Source organism: Candidatus Falkowbacteria bacterium, assembly GCA_018674305.1.
In the GTDB taxonomy this organism is placed as follows: Bacteria; Patescibacteriota; Patescibacteriia; order UBA11705; family JABHMO01; genus JABMRF01.
The window spans coordinates 42,396-62,886 of record JABHAL010000013.1 but is presented as its reverse complement, the minus strand read 5'-3'; the positions used below and the strand labels follow the sequence as shown (position 1 = coordinate 62,886).

15 protein-coding genes and 1 pseudogene are annotated in these 20,491 nt (G+C 35.9%); 1 reads left to right on the top strand and 15 read right to left on the bottom strand.

Annotation, left to right across the window (positions count from 1 at the left end):
- Window positions 1-36: 36 nt before the first annotated feature.
- From HN643_04950 to HN643_04890, 13 genes are all read right to left on the bottom strand, one after another.
- Complete coding sequence (locus tag HN643_04950; protein MBT7500986.1) at window positions 37-489, bottom strand: polymer-forming cytoskeletal protein; 453 nt, start codon at window positions 487-489, stop codon at window positions 37-39.
- Between the two features lie 90 nt (window positions 490-579).
- Window positions 580-2,277 (bottom strand): arginine--tRNA ligase, encoded by a 1,698-nt coding sequence (gene argS, locus HN643_04945; GenBank protein MBT7500985.1) that lies wholly within the window; start codon window positions 2,275-2,277, stop codon window positions 580-582.
- Between the two features lie 132 nt (window positions 2,278-2,409).
- Window positions 2,410-3,114 carry a hypothetical protein gene (locus tag HN643_04940; protein MBT7500984.1) on the bottom strand — a complete coding sequence of 235 codons (705 nt, stop codon included), beginning with the start codon at window positions 3,112-3,114 and terminating at the stop codon, window positions 2,410-2,412.
- Window positions 3,115-3,176: 62 nt separating this feature from the next.
- The gene (locus HN643_04935; GenBank protein MBT7500983.1) at window positions 3,177-3,887 is read right to left on the bottom strand and encodes a hypothetical protein; all 711 of its coding nucleotides are present in this window, start codon (window positions 3,885-3,887) and stop codon (window positions 3,177-3,179) included.
- Between the two features lie 62 nt (window positions 3,888-3,949).
- Window positions 3,950-4,645, bottom strand: coding sequence for a hypothetical protein (locus tag HN643_04930; protein MBT7500982.1), 696 nt, complete (start codon window positions 4,643-4,645; stop codon window positions 3,950-3,952).
- A 41-nt stretch (window positions 4,646-4,686) separates the two neighbouring features.
- Entirely contained in the window at window positions 4,687-5,382 is a 696-nt protein-coding gene (locus HN643_04925) for a hypothetical protein (protein MBT7500981.1), read from the bottom strand.
- Between the two features lie 139 nt (window positions 5,383-5,521).
- Window positions 5,522-6,811 (bottom strand): hypothetical protein, encoded by a 1,290-nt coding sequence (locus tag HN643_04920; GenBank protein ID MBT7500980.1) that lies wholly within the window; start codon window positions 6,809-6,811, stop codon window positions 5,522-5,524.
- Window positions 6,808-7,584, bottom strand: coding sequence for a hypothetical protein (locus HN643_04915; protein MBT7500979.1), 777 nt, complete (start codon window positions 7,582-7,584; stop codon window positions 6,808-6,810). The genes HN643_04920 and HN643_04915 overlap by 4 nt, the downstream gene beginning before the upstream one ends.
- Window positions 7,585-7,587: 3 nt before the next feature.
- Complete coding sequence (locus HN643_04910; protein ID MBT7500978.1) at window positions 7,588-8,625, bottom strand: hypothetical protein; 1,038 nt, start codon at window positions 8,623-8,625, stop codon at window positions 7,588-7,590.
- Between the two features lie 70 nt (window positions 8,626-8,695).
- On the bottom strand, window positions 8,696-9,139 hold the full coding sequence (locus HN643_04905) for a hypothetical protein (protein MBT7500977.1): 444 nt from the start codon (window positions 9,137-9,139) through the stop codon (window positions 8,696-8,698).
- A gap of 9 nt (window positions 9,140-9,148) precedes the next feature.
- The gene (locus HN643_04900; GenBank protein ID MBT7500976.1) at window positions 9,149-10,333 is read right to left on the bottom strand and encodes a tyrosine--tRNA ligase; all 1,185 of its coding nucleotides are present in this window, start codon (window positions 10,331-10,333) and stop codon (window positions 9,149-9,151) included.
- An 80-nt stretch (window positions 10,334-10,413) separates the two neighbouring features.
- Window positions 10,414-11,385: a hypothetical protein gene (locus tag HN643_04895; GenBank protein MBT7500975.1), complete on the bottom strand. Its 972-nt coding sequence runs from the start codon at window positions 11,383-11,385 to the stop codon at window positions 10,414-10,416.
- Window positions 11,386-11,406: 21 nt separating this feature from the next.
- Window positions 11,407-13,992, bottom strand: coding sequence for an AAA family ATPase (locus HN643_04890; protein ID MBT7500974.1), 2,586 nt, complete (start codon window positions 13,990-13,992; stop codon window positions 11,407-11,409).
- 1,361 nt (window positions 13,993-15,353) lie between these two features.
- Here HN643_04890 and HN643_04885 point away from each other — a divergent pair.
- Window positions 15,354-15,563, top strand: a pseudogene (locus HN643_04885) (hypothetical protein).
- Between the two features lie 1,161 nt (window positions 15,564-16,724).
- Here HN643_04885 and HN643_04880 read toward each other — a convergent pair.
- Window positions 16,725-16,865: a hypothetical protein gene (locus HN643_04880; protein MBT7500973.1), complete on the bottom strand. Its 141-nt coding sequence runs from the start codon at window positions 16,863-16,865 to the stop codon at window positions 16,725-16,727.
- A 4-nt stretch (window positions 16,866-16,869) separates the two neighbouring features.
- Entirely contained in the window at window positions 16,870-20,085 is a 3,216-nt protein-coding gene (locus HN643_04875) for a class I tRNA ligase family protein (protein ID MBT7500972.1), read from the bottom strand.
- Window positions 20,086-20,491: the final 406 nt, after the last annotated feature.

Below are 20,491 nucleotides of genomic sequence, written 5' to 3'. Positions count from 1 at the left end.
ACTAAAGTGTTGCTTCATGATACATGATTCATGAGTCTAATCTTCATCACTAAAAATCTCAGCCTGGTCTTCCTTGTCCTTCGTAGCTTCAGGCGAAGAAGGATCTTTTCCTTCAGCTGATGTTGGGCTTGCATTATCAGTCATCGAACAACGACCATTAAAAACAGCGCCGGCATCAATTTGTAAAGTACTGGCTTCAATGTCGCCATTAACTTCAGCAGTATTACTAAGTTCTAATTTTCCTTTGACCACTATGTTGCCACTAACTTTCCCTGAAACAAATGCCTCATTAGCGTTTACTTCCGCCTTAACTTTAGCTCTTTCACCAATCTTCAAAGTTTGTTCAGTTTTGACGCTACCAATAACCTCCCCCTCAACTGTAATGCTACCATTACTAACCAAATCACCTTCAATTTTTATTGATTGACCGATTACAGTGTCGTCAACTACATTTTCGTTATAATCTTCTTCTCCATTGGATTTAAACATAATTTAAGTTCGTTATTTATTAACCCCTCCCATTCCCCCTTCAATATACCTCTATCTTACTAAAATACGAGGCTTGGGTCAAAAAGTTATCTACATTTCATCAACAGGGTCAATATTCAATAAATTTAGTCCCTTTTCAAGCAAAAATTTCACTTTTGAGCATAAAGTCAAACGTGCTAAACGTAAGTTTTCCTCAGATTTCAAAACTGGGCACTGATGATAAAAATTATTATACAGTTGAGTTAGATCAATTAAGTAGGTGCAGAGTCGCATTGGCACGTTATCTTGAGCAACTTTGACTACAATTTCATTAAAATTACTCATATGTAAAATCAAAGCTTTTTCAGTTTTATCAGTTAGCAAAGAATAATCAACCTTACCTTTAAGTTTGGTTTTTCGTAAAATAGAATTAATCCTAGCTAAAGTATAAAGTAAATACGGACCAGAATCACCTTCAAATGCTAAGGCCTTCTTAACATCAAAAACTATTACCGAATTATTATCATATTTCAACATAAAAAACTTAATAGCTGCCAACGCAATTTTACTGGCCACTGCTTCAATCCTATCCCTCGGCCACTCATCATGACGTTCTTTGGTTTCTTCAATTGTTTTCTTCCAGATCTCATTATAAAACTTGGAAAAAGTTACCACGTTCCCTTTTCTTGAAGCCATCGCACCGTCTGGCAATGTTACAAAATCATAAGCCACGTGAATTTTCTCACGATCCTCATATCCCAGTAAATCCAAAAGCTTAAAAACTTGTTTTATATACAATGACTGTCGATTATCAACCACATAGATAGATTTTTTAACTTTGAACTTATCAAACTTTTTCATACCAAGTGGAATATCCTTTGCGCCGTAAAGCGCGTTTCCATCAGACTTGATCAAAACTAAGACTTCCAGCTTGAACTCCTTTAAATCAGCAATCACGGCGCCATCACTTTTTCTAATTTGTGGAATTGTTTTTTCATCAAGAATATTCTGAACAATCTTTTTTCCAACGGCTTCTTCTTCACTTTCCCAAAACCATTCATCAAATTCAACATTAAGTAAATTGTATACATCATAAAAACCTATCATGCTCCACTCTTTGGTTGATCTCCACAAGGAAACTAAATCTTTATCGCCGGCTTCCAGCTCTTTGTGAATATCGCTAACTTCCTGATTTAGGGTTTCATCTTCTTCCAGCTTTTTCACAGCTTCAGTATAAGCTTGGCCAAGGTATTCTGAGTTAGTTACACCCTTGGGTATATCAATATTAGAATTAAACTTGGTTATGTACCACAATACTTTAGCTACATGCACTCCAGTGTCGCCAATATAGTTAGCAGCAATTACATTTTTAGGTTTTTTATTTAGGAAACGATGAATCTTTACCAAAGCTGCACCAAGAATTGCGTTTCGAGAATGGCCAACGTGAAATTCTTTATGAGTGTTTGGCTGAGAATACTCAATCATTACTTTTTCTGTAACTTTCTTTTCGGGTTCAAATTTACTTTCCAGAACCAGCTTGTTTAGATATGCGCTTTTAATTACAAAATTAAGATAAGGCCCAGCCGCTTTTACTTCTTCAATAATCTCCAGCATGTCGGCCTGCGCGCGTTTAAGGATCTCCTGGCAGGTCGCTTGAGGATCAAGTTTCAATTGTGCCGCCAAATCAAAACATGGTAATGCGAGGTCGCCCATTTCACGATTTGGCGGCTCAGTAAATTGACTTGGTTCAACTTTAATCTTTAATTTTTTACTTAAGTAATCCGCTAATTGTTGTTTTATTTTGTTCATATTTTTTAAATAGGATTAAGAGGATAAAGAGGGCGAAAAAAGATAACTAAAGTGATTAATAAATTAAATTACGGGAATAAAGTCTTCATCTTAATTTACTTACGATTTTGCTACGAATACATGGTTTCATTTCTATGCTTTTCTATAATTACGAGCTTTAAGATCTCGCCGAAACCAGCGATTTAACTTGGCATACGTTTGCCCATTACCTATTTTATACACAATTAATAGACCATCTTCAATCTTAGCATTTATTGGCATACTTAAGCCAACAACTTCTATTTCTCCTTTACCATCCTCGGAGCGATAAATATCACCAACTGTTATATCGTTATACTTTTTTAAGTCTAGCAAATCTATTTCACCAAGTCTATCAGCATTATATTTTTCTGACTTATTTTTGGCCAACAATCGTCCTTCAAATCCATATTCTTTCATTGAAGGATTATTACTATCCTTAATTCCATCAACCATAAAAGCTTTACTATCCGAACTTCTAGGAATACTTAATATTTTGCCCGTTGCTCCAAATGAAAAATTCTCTAATATAAAAACCTCATCACCAACTTTTAATTCCTCGTCTCTCAATTCATTTACTTCTGGCAATTCTTTTTTCTCAATAAACTCAACAATCTGTTCTTTCTTGGAGATATAATCCCTCATTACTTGAAGAGCCTCTTTATTACCCGCTTCAGCAGTCGCTTTAAGTTCAGTAAAACCCAAACCATCCGAGATCACTTCCAATTCAGACATTAATTTATCAAAATATCGTTGTTGAACTTCGGTAAAGTTAGCATGGAGAGATTTTTCTGTTAATTGTTGCTCGGGATTGATCATATTTTAATTTTGTTCCGGGATACGGGATATGTGTTACGCGCTATACGATTCACGCTATACGCTTAAGGCTTTTCTACTTTTTTGTAAACTAAAGCAATAATTTCATTCTCGAATCTGAAGCGACGTGCAGTATACACATCACCATCACCATATTTAAAAACAATTTTCAGGCCTTCTTCGTGAGTAAAGCTATCAGGCATACTAAAACCTAAAATCTCTCTTGTTTTTGTTTTAGTCCTATTATGTCGCACAAAAATATCACCAACAGCATAATCTTCATATTTTTTCAAATCAAGTAACTCAATTTCACCAAGTCGGTCAGATTGGATTTTTTCCGGTTTATTTTTGGCTACATCTTCAGGATTAAAATAAATTATTTCGGCATCGCCATTCTCATCTTTGCTAAAAACCAGTACTCGAATTACGTTACCAGAACTATCATTATTCTCAACTGTTCCTTTTCTACCAGAATAACCCCCTCCCACTATATAGACTTCATCACCAAACTTGAATTCCTCATCTCGCCATTCATTCTCAGGCATCTCCTTCTTTTCAATAAACTCAACAATTTGCTCTTTCTTGGCGATATAATCACGCATTACTTGCAATGCTTCTTTATTACCCGCGTCAGCCTTCTCTTTAAGTTCAGCAAAACCTAATCCACCTGAGATCACCTCCAACTCAGACATTAGTTTATCAAAATGTTGTTGCTGAACTTCGGTAAAGTTAGCATGGAGAGATTTTTCTGTTAATTGTTGCTCGGGATTGATCATATTTTAATTTTGTTACGGGGTACGGGATATGTGTTACGCGCTATACGATTCACGCTATACGCTTAAGACTTTTCTACTTTTTTATAATCGAGTCCACGATTAATCTGTTTAAAACGTCTGTATGATGTTGCATATGTCTGACCATTAGTTGCTTTATACACTATTGTTAAACCATCCTCATGATTTGCAGCGATTGGCATCATAAACCCAATAATTTCTTTTATCTCCTGACCATCAGAATAAACATCGTCCACACAAAGATCTATATATTTTTTCAAGTCCAGTAAATCAATTTCACTCAATCTGTCAGCATAATATTTTTCTGGTTTATTTTTAGCTAATTGACTATCTTTCAAAAACCGAGAATTTGTATCGTCAACTACACTGACCTGAACATGATACTTTTTAACTTTACCTAAATCGTCAATATCTATAATTTTTACTTTTTCTCCAAAATGTGCGGCATACAATATAAAAACCTCGTCTCCAACTTTAAGCTCCTCCTCTCGCCATTCATTCTCAGGAACTTCCTTCTTCTCAATAAACTCAACAACCTGCTCTTTCTTGGCGATATAATCACGCATTACTTGTAATGCTTCTTTGTCACCAGTTTCAGCTTTAGCTTTAAATTCAGAAAAACCTAAACCACCTGAAATCTGTTCCAGCTCAGACATTAGTTTATCAAAATGTTGTTGCTGAACTTCAGTGAAGTTAGCGTGAAGAGATCTTTCTATTAATTGTTGTTCGGGATTTAACATTTTTTATGATTGTTACAGGATACGTGTTATGTGTTACGTGTTTAAGACTTTTCGACTTTTTTATAATTTTGCTCCTCATTTAGTTCTATGAATCTTTTGTATGACATTAAAAATGTTGCCTCGCCGTCTTTTTTAACAACAATCGTTAATCCGACTCGGTGATGGGGATGTTCTGGCATTTTGAAACCTAAAATTTCTCTATTTTCTACACCTTTAGAAAAAAAATCGCCGACAGTAAGCCCGTTATATTTTTTTAAATCAAGTAAATAAATTTTACCCGCTCGATCAGCATCAAATTCTTCTGGTTTATTTTTGGCTAAATACCAATCCTGAAAAAATCGTAAATTTGTATTGGCACCTTCCTTGACCTTAACATAATACCTTTTAACTTTACCTAAATCGTTAATATCTAAAATTTTCACTTTTTCTCCAAAATGCGCAGTATTCAAAACAAAGACCTCATCTCCAACTTTAAGTTCCTCTTCACGCCACTCATTCTCAGGCACTTCCTTCTTCTCAATAAACTCAACAATCTGTTCTTTCTTAGTAATATAATCCCTCATTACCTGAAGGGCTTCTTTATCTCCCTCTTCAGCCTTTGCTTTAAGCTCAGCAAAACCCAAACCATCTGAAATCACTTCTAATTCAGACATTAATTTATCGAAATGAGCTTGCTGAACTTCGGTGAAGTTAGCTTGGAGTGAGCGTTCAGTTAAATTGTGTTCAGGAGTTAACATGTTCTTTGAATTTTGATCTAGTTTAAAAAATTATTTAGTTACTCACTACTATTTACTAGTTACTAATTATCCCGACGTAAGGCGGGATCCCGATAATCAGCTTTGCTGATTCATCGGGACTGATTACCAATTACTGCTCCTACTTTTCATCGAAAAACGCAATCGTAGCATCTCCATACGTTACCATCAATTGGTTATTTGGCAAAACCTGCATTCTCTCAACGCCTTTTTTTTCTTCATCTGGATCGCCAATTGTACTGACAATCTTATTCGTTTTAATATCATAAACCAAAACTTCGCCTGATTCCATTCCCAACAGTAATTTATTGTCATCAGTCAGCTGAATCTCATAAATTTTATCGAATATTTGCAAGTCCTTTGGCAACTCAACCCTATATTGCTCTTTTCCCTTTTTATTTAGAAATATAAGCTCGGAACGTGTAATATCTGGCACATCTGATTCCGTTTTGAACTTGCTTGTTACGTTGGCATGTACAATAATATTATCTTTTGTAACCACGCTATTAACAAAATTATCATCCTGGCATTGCATATCGATAAAGTGATTTGTAGCAGGGGCAATAGTTTCATACCAAACATTTTCTTTATTTCCTAATAAATTCCAAGCTGCAATTCCACCACTGAGATCCAAAGTGACAACACTAGCTGGTGATAATCTTTGTGTACTCATAATACTGTCCTCATGTTTTCCTTGAAAAGTGAAAATCTTTTGTTTTGCACTAACATCCCACATAATCAGCTTATCATCAGTCATAGAAATTAACAAAATGTCTTTCCCGACTATAGCAATTTCAGATGCCTCAAGATTATCTCTATTTATTCTACCTAAAGATACTATTTCTGCATCAAGCATTGCCTTACCTGTCCAATCAAGTTTATATAAAAAATTTTTAGAATCAATGCAATAGGCGCTTTGATTATCAATCATTTTATAGAAAGAAATCCCTCCTTTGAAAAGTCCCTCTCGAAGACCATCAAACATAGCCCCAGACTCCGGATAAACCATGGCCATAGTATCCTCATCACCACCAAAAATAGTATAACGAACCAACATATTATCCTCATCCAACCAGTCAGCTGAAAAAGGTCTTTCAGAATCACCATAAATTGATGATAATTCACGTGTCTTTTTGTAATCCTGCCAATTTGGACTCATGTCTCTTGTCTCAATGAACACAACAATCTTTTCTTTTTTGGTAATATAATCGCGAAGACGCTGAAGCGCTCTTTTTCCAGCAACTGAATTTGGTGGTAGACTCAACGTTTTCGCTTTGAGTTCAGAAAAACCCAAACCACCTGAGATTTCTTCTAATTCAGACATTAATTTATCAAAACGTTGTTGTTGAACTTCTGTGAAATTAACCTTAAGGCTTTTTTCTGCTAATTGTTGAATTTCTGGATTAATCATAAATTCGGGTCTTCTATTTTTTTATACATCATATTTTCAATGGCTTCTTTAAAACTACCGATTGACTCGGAACCAAACATTTTCTCTTTATGGCTATGGAAAATACCCTCTCCATAACTGAAAACAACAGCCACGCCACTAGGTTTAAAGCCATTAGATTCTACTGCATTGTCGGGCGAACAAAATCCCTCAATTTTCCTATTTTTGCTTCTAAAATTATGATAGATATCCCCTACACCAAAACCTTGATACTTACTCAAATCCAACACCACAAGTTCTCCAAGCTCTCCAGCATCAAGTTTTTTAGGTTTATTTTTAGCTAAATTTTCTATTTTACAAAAGCTCAGTTGTTTGCCATCATCGCCAGTAATAACCCTAGCCCAATCAGCACCATCCTTCTCAAAGAAATTAGAAATTTTCCCTTTTCGAACGAAACCAGTTGTTGGCTCAATCAAATAAACCTCATCACCAACCTCAAGCTCTTCATCGCGTAATTCATATGTCTCAGGTAATTCTTTTTGCTCAATAAACCCCACAATCTGCTCTTTCTTGGCGATATAATCTCTTAGTTTTTGAATGGCTTCACTTGAGCTGCCGACTGAAGTCGCCGATGAACTCAACACAGACCGGGCTTCCGCTTCAAGTTCAGAAAAACCTAAACCACCTGAGATTTCTTCTAATTCAGACATTAATTTATCAAAATAAACGCGCTGCTTCTTGTTGAAATCAGCGCGTAAGCCTTGTTCACTCAAATGGCCTAACTCTGGCTGCATATTTTAGAAAGCTTCTGCTGGAAAAACCCCAGCGGTTTTAGTAATTATTGAAGGCCTACTTGAAGATCTTCTACTTGCGTCTGGTTCGTATGTCTTTGGTCTAGATTTAAAAAGAATGCGATTGTTCTGAGTCCCCCAACGAACAGTTGGTACTCGATCAGTTGCTGGTCGCACGCTAGCAGAACAAATATTACTAGAATCAGTAAACAAATGCTGACCAGTACGATCAAAATGATCACGCTCTAATATAAAATACTCTGATAAAGTTAAACCATCAATATTAGGATACATGGGCTTTCTTCTTTGTAAGGCCTCCCACGATTCATTATTAAAACTTTTAGTATGCTTACATCCGTCGTGTCCAGGGACATCTGTAAATAAAACTAATCTCAAATCCTTGCGTGTATCTAAAGTCCCATCAATTCCACCCTCTAGTAAATCGCTTTTGAAAAAATCAGGTGGGTTATAATCAGAGCCAACTGTCATTTTTCTAAACAGTTCACTATAATGTTCTGCTGGAGTAACTAGCTTATTAATTTTTCGTCCTTTCCCATCAATACTCTCCTCAAAGTCTGGATCTCCAACCACACCTTCAGGGATGACGGCCAAACGGTTAAATCCAGCTCGTTCAATAAGTTTCTGCATCTGCTCTTGTGTTTCCTGACTAACTTTAATTTCCTGTGGCCAATCCACCCAATCAATTCCTTTTTCCATAAAAAAGGATTGCCATTTACGCAACTGTTCTTGTAAATGAAATTCTACCTCCACTCCTTCAGGTGTAGTTGCCCGAATATCTTGAACCAAGATTATTTTTCTTTCAATAAAACATACAACCTGTTCTTTTTTTGAAACATATTGTCGTAAAACTTTCAAAGCTTGTGGGTCACCAGCTTCAGCAATAGCTTTGATCTCTTGAAAGCCATACCCTTGTGATATATGCTCCAACTCATCCATCAAACGGTTAAAATGGTCTGTCTGTGCTTCATTAAAATTAGCTCTAAGTGAACTTTCATTTAATTGACTTGCTTCTGGAGTAAACATAAAATTATAACTAAAATAAATAATAAATGATTGTCTAGTAGCACTTTAATTTGTATTATCTGTACTACAATTAATAAGCATCCTCACGAACTACTTCCCCGTCTTCTTCAGAAAGGTCCCTTAGCTCATCTAGATCAACGGGTAAACTATCAACTCCCTTTTCCCCTGTTAAAAAGATACAATTGACTTTGTCTTCTGGTTTTAATCTATCAGCAACTTTTTTTTCTTCGCCAGAGTTAGTTTCATTTTCTAATAAAATATTTGGTTTTACCTCACGAACAATATTTATATATTTCTCGCCTTCTGCTCTAGCGTGTATCTTGGGATGGGAAACTCCTAACTTTTGAATTGCTTCGTCAACTTTTTTTAAATCCAAAAATTTATGAATACCTGTGACAAATTCAACTTCTGCACCATTACTAATCCAGCCTTGGACTTTACTCGCTACGCCAGTAACCGGACTAAGGTCATCTGAGTTCAATACGTTGTTTTCAATAAATAATAGGATTTTCATAGTTGCGGATTATTTGATTTTTATAAAATGGCGTTTACCTTTTTGGATAACATCACCAGATTTAACTTTTGTATCTATTTTTTCAACAACTTGATCGTTGATTTTGACACCACCTTGTTGAATATTTCTTCTAGCTTCTGAATTTGATTGTACTACCCTTGCCTCAACTAACGCTTCAATAATTGTTTTACCACTTAAATCAAACTCTTCAATGTCATCCGGGTTTTGCTTTTGTGAAAAAGTTTTTATAAAGTTATCAACTGCTTTTTCGGCTTCTGCTTCACCATGATAAATTCTAACAATAGCTTTGGCTAATTCTAATTTAAGGTCACGTGGATTTTCACCTTTATTTAATCGCGCTTCAACTTCGCTAACCTTACTTGCTGGTTCAAAAGTGCAAAGTTCAAAGCCATTCACAATCATATCATCTGTCCAGGCCATTACTTTACCAAACTTATCTACAGCAGCATCATCCAAAGTAATCATATTACCCTCGGACTTACCCATTTTCTTACCAGAAGTATCAGCTAACAATTTATTAGTCACTACAAACTTTTCTTTATTACTCATGGATTTCATTAACGTCCGTCCGGCCAACATATTAAAGGTTTGATCATTGCCACCAATTTCACCATCAACTTTCATGGCCACACAATCATAGCCCTGCATTAAAGGATACAAAAACTCATGCAATCCGATCGGTTTACCTTCTTTCATTCGATTCTCAAACATATCACGCTCTAGCATTTGCTGAACTGTGAATTTCCCTGCAATTTCAACGATATCTTTGAAGTTCAATTTATCTAACCACTTGTTATTGTATTTAACTTCAGTTTTTTTCATATCCAAAATACTGGCCGCTTGTTTTTCATAGTTCTTGCAATTGGCTAAAACTTGTTTTCTGGTCAATGGCTGACGAACGGCTAATTTATCAGTTGGATCACCGATCATGGCAGTAAAACTACCAATCAACATAATAACCGTGTGACCAAGTTCCTGAAATTGTCTGAGTTTCATTAAACTAATAGCGTGCCCCAAATGCAAACTTGGACCGGTAGGATCAATTCCTAAATATAGTTTTAGTTTTTTCCCGGATTTCAAAAGTTCTTCCAAAAATTCTTTATTTGGGTAAACATTTTCCACTCCGCGAGTTAATAACTGTTCGATTTTTTGTGGATCTGTGTTGACTGACATAAGTTAATAAGTAAATAGTAAATGGTAAATAGTAAGTAGTAATTAAGTAATTGTTCGTAATTTCTTATAAGTTCGTACATCTACTCAATCGGAAACACTGCGCCAAACAAAGTTCCTGCATTTGGGTAACTTTCATCCGGTGCTCTCTCTGTGAATGCAATTTTTTGACCAGTCTCCTTCATTAAAGCGATTGGCGTAATATATCTATCTGAAGCAAATTTTGTTTCTGGTAGCCAAACTCCAGTTCCTCCATCTGAGCCCCAAAATTTAGAAGTCGCTTTGTAATACATCCACTGCCAGACAGCAAACTCAGACAACGTTAAACCTGATATCTCCGGTTCTTTAAAAGGTTCTGTCTTTTGAACTTGATCACATCTAACGGCTAAAGTGCTTCTATATAATTGACTTTCATTAAAATCAGAAACTTTTTTCATTAAAACAATTCTCAATCCCTGCCTATTATCCCGCACCCGGCTAATTGAACCGCCGGAACCACGATAAGCATTAGTAGTAGAGATCTTATCAACTCCATCAAGAAGTAAATTAGTTAATTCATAATTTTTATTATCACTAAATTCGTTATTGCCATTTATTTCATCTGGAATAATCATCATTTTATCAAAACCATACTTGGCAATTAATTCCTGCATACGTGTAGCTTGTTCTTGGGTGACCTCCAACTTATCAGGAAACTCAACCCAATCAATGCCAGCTAGAGCATAAGCCCCTTTCCAAGACTCCAATTCCATTTGTAACTGTATTTTAACCTCTACTCCTTCCGGAGTGATGGATTCAATCGTCTTAACAAAAACAGGTGGTATTTCTTTATTCTCGATAAACTCCACAATCTGTTCTTTCTTGGCAATATATTCACGTAAACGCTGAAGAGCTACTACTGTCCCGGCTAAAGCCTCTTTTTCCAACTCTAAAAAACCCTTGCCCTGAGAAATAACTTCTAATTCAGACATTAGTCTATCAAAATAATCTTGCTGACGTTCATCGAAGTTCACCCTAAGTGCGCTTTCCTTCAATTGCTGTTCTGGATTGATCATATTTAATACTTAACGTAATTATTAGCGTTCGCCTTCTACAGATTCTTCGGATTTCCTGTGACCATGTTTTAACGCATCCTGAGCACCCTGCATATCTTTACCTCCCTCATCTACATGATGCTCAACTCTATCGTCAAGTTCTTCATTTCTTTCAGAAAGTTTACGGATTTCTCTTTCTGTGACTGGGTCTAATTCTGCTTTTACTCCACCTTCAGGCTCACCATTTTCACCTAAGTTGACTTTCTTTAATCTAATCTCGGTTCTCTCCGGGATACGCCCAAACAGCATCTTGATTACCTCTACCGCCGACATAGTCGCTACTTCCGGCATATCATCATCAATAAGAGCTTCACCCGATTTATGTCCACTCAAATAATCAACATCATGCAACATTTTAGCTGTATCAAATTTTAAAATTCTATTTTTGGCCTGTTGTTGAAACTTTTGATCATCATCATTAGCTCCAGTTGCCGGATCAATCTCGCCTGTTGCTGGAGGCCAGCCTTCACTAACAGAGAAAAAATCTCCCTGCGTTTGCAGTTTTTCATAAAGATAAAGCATTTCTTCTTCTCTCGCCTTAGATCTTTCCAAGTAATAATTAAAAAGATAAACATCAATTGGTTTACTATAACCTTCACTTTTCCAACGTTCTATAATTGGGATCAAGTGTCGTAATGACAAAACATTTTCCTTTAATACATCTTTTGGGCCACGTTCAACATTACCGGTGGCATCTGGAAAATATTCACTTGGCACATCAAAACCAGAAAAAGCGCTTTGAATATTTCTAGCCACAACTGCCAATCTATAAAGTTGATCATCTCCTCCCTCTGGGATCTGCAATGAGCCGTTATTGTCTAACATTCTGATAATCAACATGTGAAATAATTCATTTTCTTGCCTTAGCTTATGTTCATCTTCCTGTTCCAGCGTTGAAGTTTCTGCCAGAAGACTGAAGTCAACGGCATTAGGTAAATAATCGTATTTTTCTAATTCAAAACGTGATAAATAGGCAGCATCTATCTTTTGCCGACCTACATAAACATCAGCTGATTCTGGATCCCAGTTACCTGTAGCAATAACATAAAATCCTTTTTTTACAGTAAACTCAGAAACTCCCTCAACCATAGGTTTAACATTATCACCAGGAACTCTAGTCAAAAGATCATTTAATAAAATCAACACGTGATGAGGAATGGCATTCATCTCATCAATAATAATTGGTCGGCCTTCTTGCATCGCGCGATAAAACATACCCAGATAACCACAAACTTCTACTGGGTTATCGTAAAACTTTTTTAGATCTTCCTCATATAACCCCATCATCTGGTCTAATTTTTCCTTTGCTACGCCGTCTTTCTCGTGTTCAGACCTATACTCCGCCAATTTTTCCATCATCAGTTTAGTTTTCTCTTCTGGTGTCATACTCTTCATACGCTCAATCTTCATTCCTCCGATAAACTGTTCTGCTTCTAATCCTCGATGACCAGATATTAAATAAGGCTCTGCTTGTTCTTTTCGTTCTTTGTGCCAATCTTTAAGCTTTTTACGCCACTCTTCCAGTTTTCCAAGTCTCTCTTTCCTGGCTTTGTTGAATTCTCGAGTATTTTCACTTACCTCCTCCTCACTCATACCTTCTTTTACATAATCTTCATAGTTTATTTCTGCTGGTTTTATTGGTTTCGGGTGTGGAGCCAAGTTCAAGTCCTCATCTCCCGTTTCCCAACGATGTAAATAATGTCTAGACAAAATTTTTCTGGATAAATGTTTAGCTACTTCTGACTTTCCACTTCCCAATTCACCATGCAAAAATACTGGGCGACCACCTTCTAACTTTTCGTAAACTTGCTCCATTAAAATTTTCACATAGCGAGTCTCAACAATTCTACCACCCTCATCAAATGATTTCTTCATATTTAACATTCTATCGAAGGCCATAACCATAAAAGCATCTGGATCATTTTCAATATATTCGCTAAACTCCTCCTTTAATTGCTTATATTCATTTCTAGCTGCTCTGACTTGAGCAGGTCTACGTTTACGTGCTGACGAACCGCGAGAAGCTACCAACAATTGTTCTAATCTTTTATTATAATCTTTAATTTTCTTTTTGGCTGTGATTCCTTCCTGAACTCTATAATTATAAGCATCCTGCACTTCGTTTGGAATACTAATTCCAATTTCCTCATCCCCCACAACTTGCTTTCTTAATTCAACTATTTCTGCAATTGAATCCAAAACTGCCTCAACCTCCGTTTCGATTACCATTTTTGAGTCTGTAGAGTCTGACAATTCTTCAGCTAAATCCTGCTTGATTTTTTTTGTATTGATAAACTTCCGCCAATGCTCACGATCGGTTTCCAGCATTTCCGTAACTTGCAATCGACGTTTAACCTTCTTAGGACCTTTCTCAGTTTGAACGGTTTCTTCTATTGAAGTTAAATCCGGCCGAACATCAGAAAGCAAAGTAAAATACTCTTGATATTGTTCGAATAATCTTTCTGCACGCTCATCATTAGCTTTCCACTCTTGTAACTCAACAGCATCCACTTCCTCTACTGGAGTGTAGTTCTTCTCGAACTTTGATTTGAAAAAATTTAGAACCATAGAATTTTAATTAATATGTAATAAAGTTAATAAACGATTAGTCAGTTGATCAAGCTCTAAACAAATCCAAGCACATAAACTCAAAACAATTTTAAAATTTGAACCTTATTATTTTTGTATTTATTTAGGACTTTGTACATTGATCAATTGATAATTAATTTGTTTATTCTTCAGCTTCTCCCATTTGGAAGTTAATATCCTGAATCTGTTCTTTGAGTAATTTATAAACTGCTTCAACCAATTCACTAACATCATGAATAACTTCACCGTCTTTGCCCCAAACTTCATCAAAAGTATCTAAATCAGAACTTCGCCAAGAGGACCTATAATCATCCCCTTCTTCGTCTTTATCAAAAACACCAATCGCACGTGTTACTATTCCCATATTTGAAATTTGGTGCAACAAAGATCTTGTTTCAGCAGCTGTAGTTGAGCCACCATCTGTAATTTCGATCGCAATATCTTTCAACTCTCCCTTTTTAATTTTCTCTGAATCTCCGTCCCAAAAAGTTCCCTTCACCTTTTGCCAAGCCTCATCATCACAGGTATTACCACCATCTGAATGAATCCCCGCAAAACCTCGCAACCGATCTACCCTCTCTTGTTCCACATTAATTCTTCTTTCCGTTCTGAGTTTTTTAACCTCCTCAGACCCACCTTCATCACCAAAAGTAATAATTTGAGTTCTGGCTCGAAGTGGTGGTTGTTTCATATTGAATTTTTTGAACATGCGATCAATTTTGTCTTCAAATGTTGCTAAAGATTCCAAAAACAAAACTAACACTTCTTTGGCTTTATATGTTTTATCACCAAGCGTCATAGATCCTGAACAATCGACAATAAATCTAATTCTAAATTCATCCGGTTTTAGACTTAATTTTTCAATAAACGCTCTCTGCTGATAAGTCTCAAGCTGATCAAACTGTACAAAACTGAGCATTTTTTTATCCACAAAGTATGGACCGTACTTCTTCGTCAATCGAGCAACATCCAATTTACCAGAACGGTAATACTTTTCCCAAGCTAATTCAATCTGACGACTTATATTTTTACAAATACTTTCAAATAATTGAGCTAATTCCTCCTTATGTTTAGCAATTTCATGCGAGATCTGACGATAATCATGCACTTTTTCTTCAGGAATATCATGCTTTTCAGCAAAAGCTTTATCTGCTCTGCGAATTGCTTCTTTGGCTCTTTCCGCCGGCGTCATTCTAGCCTTGCGTTCACGCTCGGCTACTTTTTTTGACTCTTCTTCATCTTTACCTTTTTTATCTTTTAAATAATCTGCAACTGTTTTTCTGTCCATTGGCTTATTAGGATTGAGTTGTGACCAAGGATTTGGTTTGCCATCTTTAGGCTCACCATCCTTTGGTTCACCTTCACCCTCACCTTCTTCGCCTTCACCTTCTTCGCCTTCACCTTCACCTTCACCTTCACCTTCACCTTCACCTTCACCTTCACCTTCACCCTCACCTTCTTCGCCTTCACCTTCGCCGTCACCCATTTGTGTTTCTTTTTCTGGAGGGATTTCTAATTCTTCTATATCTTTCATCAAAAGCTCAATATAGAATGGTTCAATATATTCTTTAATTTGTTTATATCTCCAAGATGCTCTGTGTTGATCTTTTTCTGGAATACCATCAGGACTAGGTGTCGTTATAAAATCAACCAACTTTTCCATATCCTCATCTTCGACAATTTTTTTTATTTCATCATCCACTATTACCATTTGATCCGGCACCATTCTTTTTCGCAACAAAAGATAAACCAACTGTTGAGCCTTAGCACTTTTTTTAAGATAATATGAGGTTAGCTCATCCTCCGGTGGCTGTCCTCGTTTCTTACTATCAGTTGGAAACAAAAAATCTCTGTACATTTTCATCACTTGAGGACTGTGTCTTTTTCCTTCAATCAAATAACGAGCCATTTTCCTACCAACTCGCTTATTAACATAAATATCATCCAAACAATTATATAATGTATGCAGTTGTTTATATAAAAATATTTCTAAACCACTCATTGTTTTGCTCGGGTCATCAGGATCAACTTTTTTTTGTTTAGTTAAATATTCTGGTAGATCGCCATGCTTTTTTTTCAAAATGGCCTCTACTTGTGGGGCCAAGCCTCTGGCCTTTTTTTCCATATAATCAAAATTTTCAAGCATTCCCTCTGGGTCTTCTCTCAAATCCCAAAAATGAGCAATTTCATGACCACTACTGAAAAGAATTTGCTCATGTCCCAACCCATGTTCATGTGCCCACTTCCATTGCTCTAAACCAAGCGTAACTTCACCGGACACCAAATTAATCTTAAAACCTTTCCCTGGTTTAAACCTCAAAGTATTATCACCGGCAAGATCTGCCAAAATTCGACGATTTGATTTAGCAAAAATAGCAGCCTCTTTTTCAAACGGCTTTAAATCTTCTGGCAATTTCGGTTCACTACGCTTTTTTTTCTTTTTTTTCTTTTCTGGCGCTGAAACCTTACTGTCATCATCATCGACACCTTCTACAAATTGTTCTTTACCAATGATCTGGTTGGGGTTTAATTCTGACATAAAATATTTATATTTATCCTATTTATTACAAAATAACAAAAAAATGCTTAAATTAAGCATTTCGAACGTACACAAAACTAACCCTAAGCTCCATGTGACCTAGGCCTTCCGGTGCTTTTAAATTGATTGCCTGCTTAGGCATAAAAATTATATTTTAGATGACCTTGTTCTTTCATCTAAATATAGCACAAACCACAAAATTAGTCAATGATTTTGACGTCCTTGTATTTAGATCATCGTTCTTCTTTTTCAAATCAGCTAAAACTTTGTCTAAATCCTCTTTTTTGTCATCTTTTTTTGTTGTTGCAACCATATTTTTAATTCAAGTTAATTATTTGTTGTTGTATTTTAGATAAATTTTCCTGTGCTGTTTTCAACTTTTGTTTTTCAATTTCAACTACTTGTTTTGGAGCATTAGAAATGAACTGTTTGTTGCTTAATTTCTTTTCTAGGTTACCAACAAAAGTTTCCAAATTGCTTTTCTCAGATACCAACCGCTGTTTTTCCTTTTCAGGATCAAGAATATCTGCTAACGGTAAATAAACCTCCACCCCATCGACAACGGCTGAGGCTGCTTTCTCCGGTTTATGGTCTACAAAATCAAGTTGTTCCAAACGAGCCAAGACGATTATAACATCCTTATTCTCTTCAACAAAAGGCTTATCAGTTTTCAATAACACCTTTATTCTTTTGCCTGGATCTATTTTGTACTCTGACCGTAAATTACGAATTTTAATAATTACCTCCTTAATTATAGCAAATTTTTGTTCCTTTGGCTTGTTAATTAAAGCTTTATCCACCTTTGGCCACTGAGTTATCATTATATCTTCTTTGGGATCAAACTGTTGCCATATCGCTTGGGTAACAAAAGGCACATACGGGTGCCACATAACCAAGAGCTCTTTGAGAATTTTTACTAAAATTTTCTTTCTTAATTCAGAATTTTGATCTTTGATTTTTGATATTTCGATGTACCAATCCGCAAATTCACTCCAAGTAAACTCTCGTAGCTCTTCACCTGCTGCTGAGAAATTAAATTCATCCAATAATTTTGTTACTCGCTCCTTGAGTTGATTAAATCGTGATAAAATCCACGCATCAGCTAAGGTCTCTTTGTTCTCTCCTCTATCTCCTTTATCACCTATATCTCCTATAATATAACGCGACACATTCCAAAGTTTATTGACTAAATTTCGAGCACTTTCAACTTTTTCGTCGTAAAAAGCAGAGTCATTACCAGGGGAAATGCCAATCAACAGTGCCCAACGTAGAGCATCTGCTCCATATTTATCAATAACTTCAATTGGATCCACACCATTACCTGCTGACTTAGAAAACTTCTGGCCTTTTTCGTCACGGAGCATACCGTGAATGTAAACATTCTTAAAAGGGATTTCGTCCATAACGTAAGTGGACATCAAAATCATTCTAGCCATCCAAAAAAATAAAAGCTCATATCCCATTTGCATCCAGCTGGTCGGGTGAAAAGTTTTTAAGTCGTTTATTATTTTCTTTTTTTCTTTATTTTTTTCCTTATTGTTCTCCGGCCAACCTAAAGTTGAGAATGTCCACAACCCTGAAGAAAACCAGGTATCCAAAGTGTCAGGGTCTTGATGCCAACCTGGATCATTGACTGGTTGATCACTCACTTTAATTTGTTCTTCATTTAAATCCACCTTGATTGTTCCAGCGTTCTGAGGATAAGGGAGTAAAAAGGTTTGTTCTGGCTCTAAGTTTCTGCCATAAGAAGATATATAACGAAGAATTTCACCATGAGAGACAATTAAAACTTTTTTATCAGTATGTTTTTGTTTTATTTCTTCTAACACAGCCATAGTTCTACCGTAAACACTTGTCCATGATTCAACTCCATGAGGATTAGCATTTTTCCAATCAGCAAAGTGACCACAACGGCATCTACTCAAACTACCATCTGCATTACCTTCAAATTCGCCCATACCATATTCCCGTAAACGAGGGTCTTCAATCACCTGTTTAACTCCCAACTTGTCAGCTAAAATTTTTGCAGTTTGCTTAGTTCGTAGAAAATCAGAAGTATAAATTAAATCAAATTTTTGATCTGCTAATTCTTCAGCCGCTTGTTCAACTTGTTTTTGACCCTTTTTTGTTAATGCAAAATGATTATTATCAATATCACCATTTAAATAATCCTGAGCATTATTTTCTGCTTCACCATGGCGAATTCCGACAACTGAATTTCCTTCTTTGTACCAAACAGGGATACGATGGCCAAACCAAATCTGCCGAGAAATGCACCAGTCACGCAAATTATCAATCCACTGAAAATATATTTTTTCAAAATGCTGAGGAGCAATATTGATCTTCTGATCACCTTTTCCTTTATGTCCTTTGTTAACGGCCTGCGTCATTAATTGTTTTAAACTTTTTTTCTTACCTGGGATCTCTTTGTTCACATCAACAAACCATTGAGTCATTGGAATTGCTTCTACCACGTCACCGAAACGATCTGAAGTTCCCACGTTTTGCATTATATCTTCTTCTTTTATAAATAAACCGTTAGCTTTGAGTTTTTTAACAACTTTATCCCGAGCTTTTTCTACGCTTAATCCCACAAACTCTGCGCCAGCCATTTTGGTCATTTTTCCGTCAGCTCCAATCACCGGAATTAAACCAATTGGCTGTTTCAGTGCTTTTTGCTTTTCATACATTTCAAAATCAACTGGACTATGAGCCGGCGTAACCCCAAGCGCACCAGTCCCAAAATCTGGATCTACTTCTGGGTCAGAGATTATTTTTAGTTTCAACTTATTACCACAAAAATCAACTTCAAGCTCTTGTCCAATATATTTTTTATAACGTTTATCTTTTGGATTGACTGCCACTGCAGTATCACCAAGTTTAGTTTCCGGTCGTGTAGTCGCGATTTCAATTGGGAAATCTTTTGAATATTTAAAAGTATACAACTTCGCTTCTCGTTCTTTATGTTCAAGTTCATCATCTGAACAAGTTGACTGACCCTTGACTGACCAATTAATTACTTTGTACCCACGATAAATCAGGCCGTCGTCATACATTTTCTTAAAGACCTTATTTACAGCTTGATTTCTTTCTTTATCAAATGTATAAGCAAAACGACTCCAATCACAACTGGTCCCCATCCTTCGAATTTGCTTTAGAATTGTGTCACGTGACTCATCCGCGTATTTTTTAACTTTTTCTAATAACTTGTCCCTACCCAGTTCTTGCCTAGGATTTTCCATGCCTTGTTCAATCAAAATCTTTTCGACCTTGGCTTGAGTTGCCACTGCAGCATGATCTACACCTGGTAAAAGTAAAACTTTTTTGCCTTGCAATCTCTGATAACGCGCCATTGAGTCCATTAAAGAATTTTCCAAAGCATGGCCCAAATGCAAAACACCGGTCACGTTTGGTGGTGGCATCATTATTGAATATGGTTCTCCGGTGTATTTGTCTGGATTGAATAAATCTTTTTTTATCCAGTTTTTATAAATCTTGTCTTCGAATTTTTTTGATTGATAGGTTTTGTCCATATATTAAAATTGATGAAGATGTTAGAGGTGCAATAAGTGTCAAAAGTGTTAAAAAAAACTAAAAGGGTTTCTAAAAACACCAAAGTAAATATTTTTACCTTTAAATTATACTTAACTTAATTCTAGCATAAAAATTACCTAAAATCAACGAAAATTGACACAAGTTCATGATAATGGTCTGCCTATCGCTCCCATACTAAAAACCCCTTTTACATGTTAATAAATCTATTGACAGATACCTTTAATTTCGTTAAGATACTACCTTATGATATTAACGCCCATGCTTGTAAGGGAACTTTTGAAAATATATTTACGTTACGAAATTCTGAAATTTTAAAACGAAAATTGTAAAAAGCAAGGAAACTTAAAGCAAATTAAGTAGACGAACTTTTAACAATTTGTAGCT

Bases quoted from the DNA above. Each gene is read 5' to 3' on its own strand.
- HN643_04950 (MBT7500986.1), bottom strand. From the start codon at position 489: ATGTTTAAATCCAATGGAGAAGAAGATTATAACGAAAATGTAGTTGAC.
- argS (MBT7500985.1), bottom strand. From the start codon at position 2,277: ATGAACAAAATAAAACAACAATTAGCGGATTACTTAAGTAAAAAATTA.
- HN643_04940 (MBT7500984.1), bottom strand. From the start codon at position 3,114: ATGATCAATCCCGAGCAACAATTAACAGAAAAATCTCTCCATGCTAAC.
- HN643_04935 (MBT7500983.1), bottom strand. From the start codon at position 3,887: ATGATCAATCCCGAGCAACAATTAACAGAAAAATCTCTCCATGCTAAC.
- HN643_04930 (MBT7500982.1), bottom strand. From the start codon at position 4,645: ATGTTAAATCCCGAACAACAATTAATAGAAAGATCTCTTCACGCTAAC.
- HN643_04925 (MBT7500981.1), bottom strand. From the start codon at position 5,382: ATGTTAACTCCTGAACACAATTTAACTGAACGCTCACTCCAAGCTAAC.
- HN643_04920 (MBT7500980.1), bottom strand. From the start codon at position 6,811: ATGATTAATCCAGAAATTCAACAATTAGCAGAAAAAAGCCTTAAGGTT.
- HN643_04915 (MBT7500979.1), bottom strand. From the start codon at position 7,584: ATGCAGCCAGAGTTAGGCCATTTGAGTGAACAAGGCTTACGCGCTGAT.
- HN643_04910 (MBT7500978.1), bottom strand. From the start codon at position 8,625: ATGTTTACTCCAGAAGCAAGTCAATTAAATGAAAGTTCACTTAGAGCT.
- HN643_04905 (MBT7500977.1), bottom strand. From the start codon at position 9,139: ATGAAAATCCTATTATTTATTGAAAACAACGTATTGAACTCAGATGAC.
- HN643_04900 (MBT7500976.1), bottom strand. From the start codon at position 10,333: ATGTCAGTCAACACAGATCCACAAAAAATCGAACAGTTATTAACTCGC.
- HN643_04895 (MBT7500975.1), bottom strand. From the start codon at position 11,385: ATGATCAATCCAGAACAGCAATTGAAGGAAAGCGCACTTAGGGTGAAC.
- HN643_04890 (MBT7500974.1), bottom strand. From the start codon at position 13,992: ATGGTTCTAAATTTTTTCAAATCAAAGTTCGAGAAGAACTACACTCCA.
- HN643_04880 (MBT7500973.1), bottom strand. From the start codon at position 16,865: ATGGTTGCAACAACAAAAAAAGATGACAAAAAAGAGGATTTAGACAAA.
- HN643_04875 (MBT7500972.1), bottom strand. From the start codon at position 20,085: ATGGACAAAACCTATCAATCAAAAAAATTCGAAGACAAGATTTATAAA.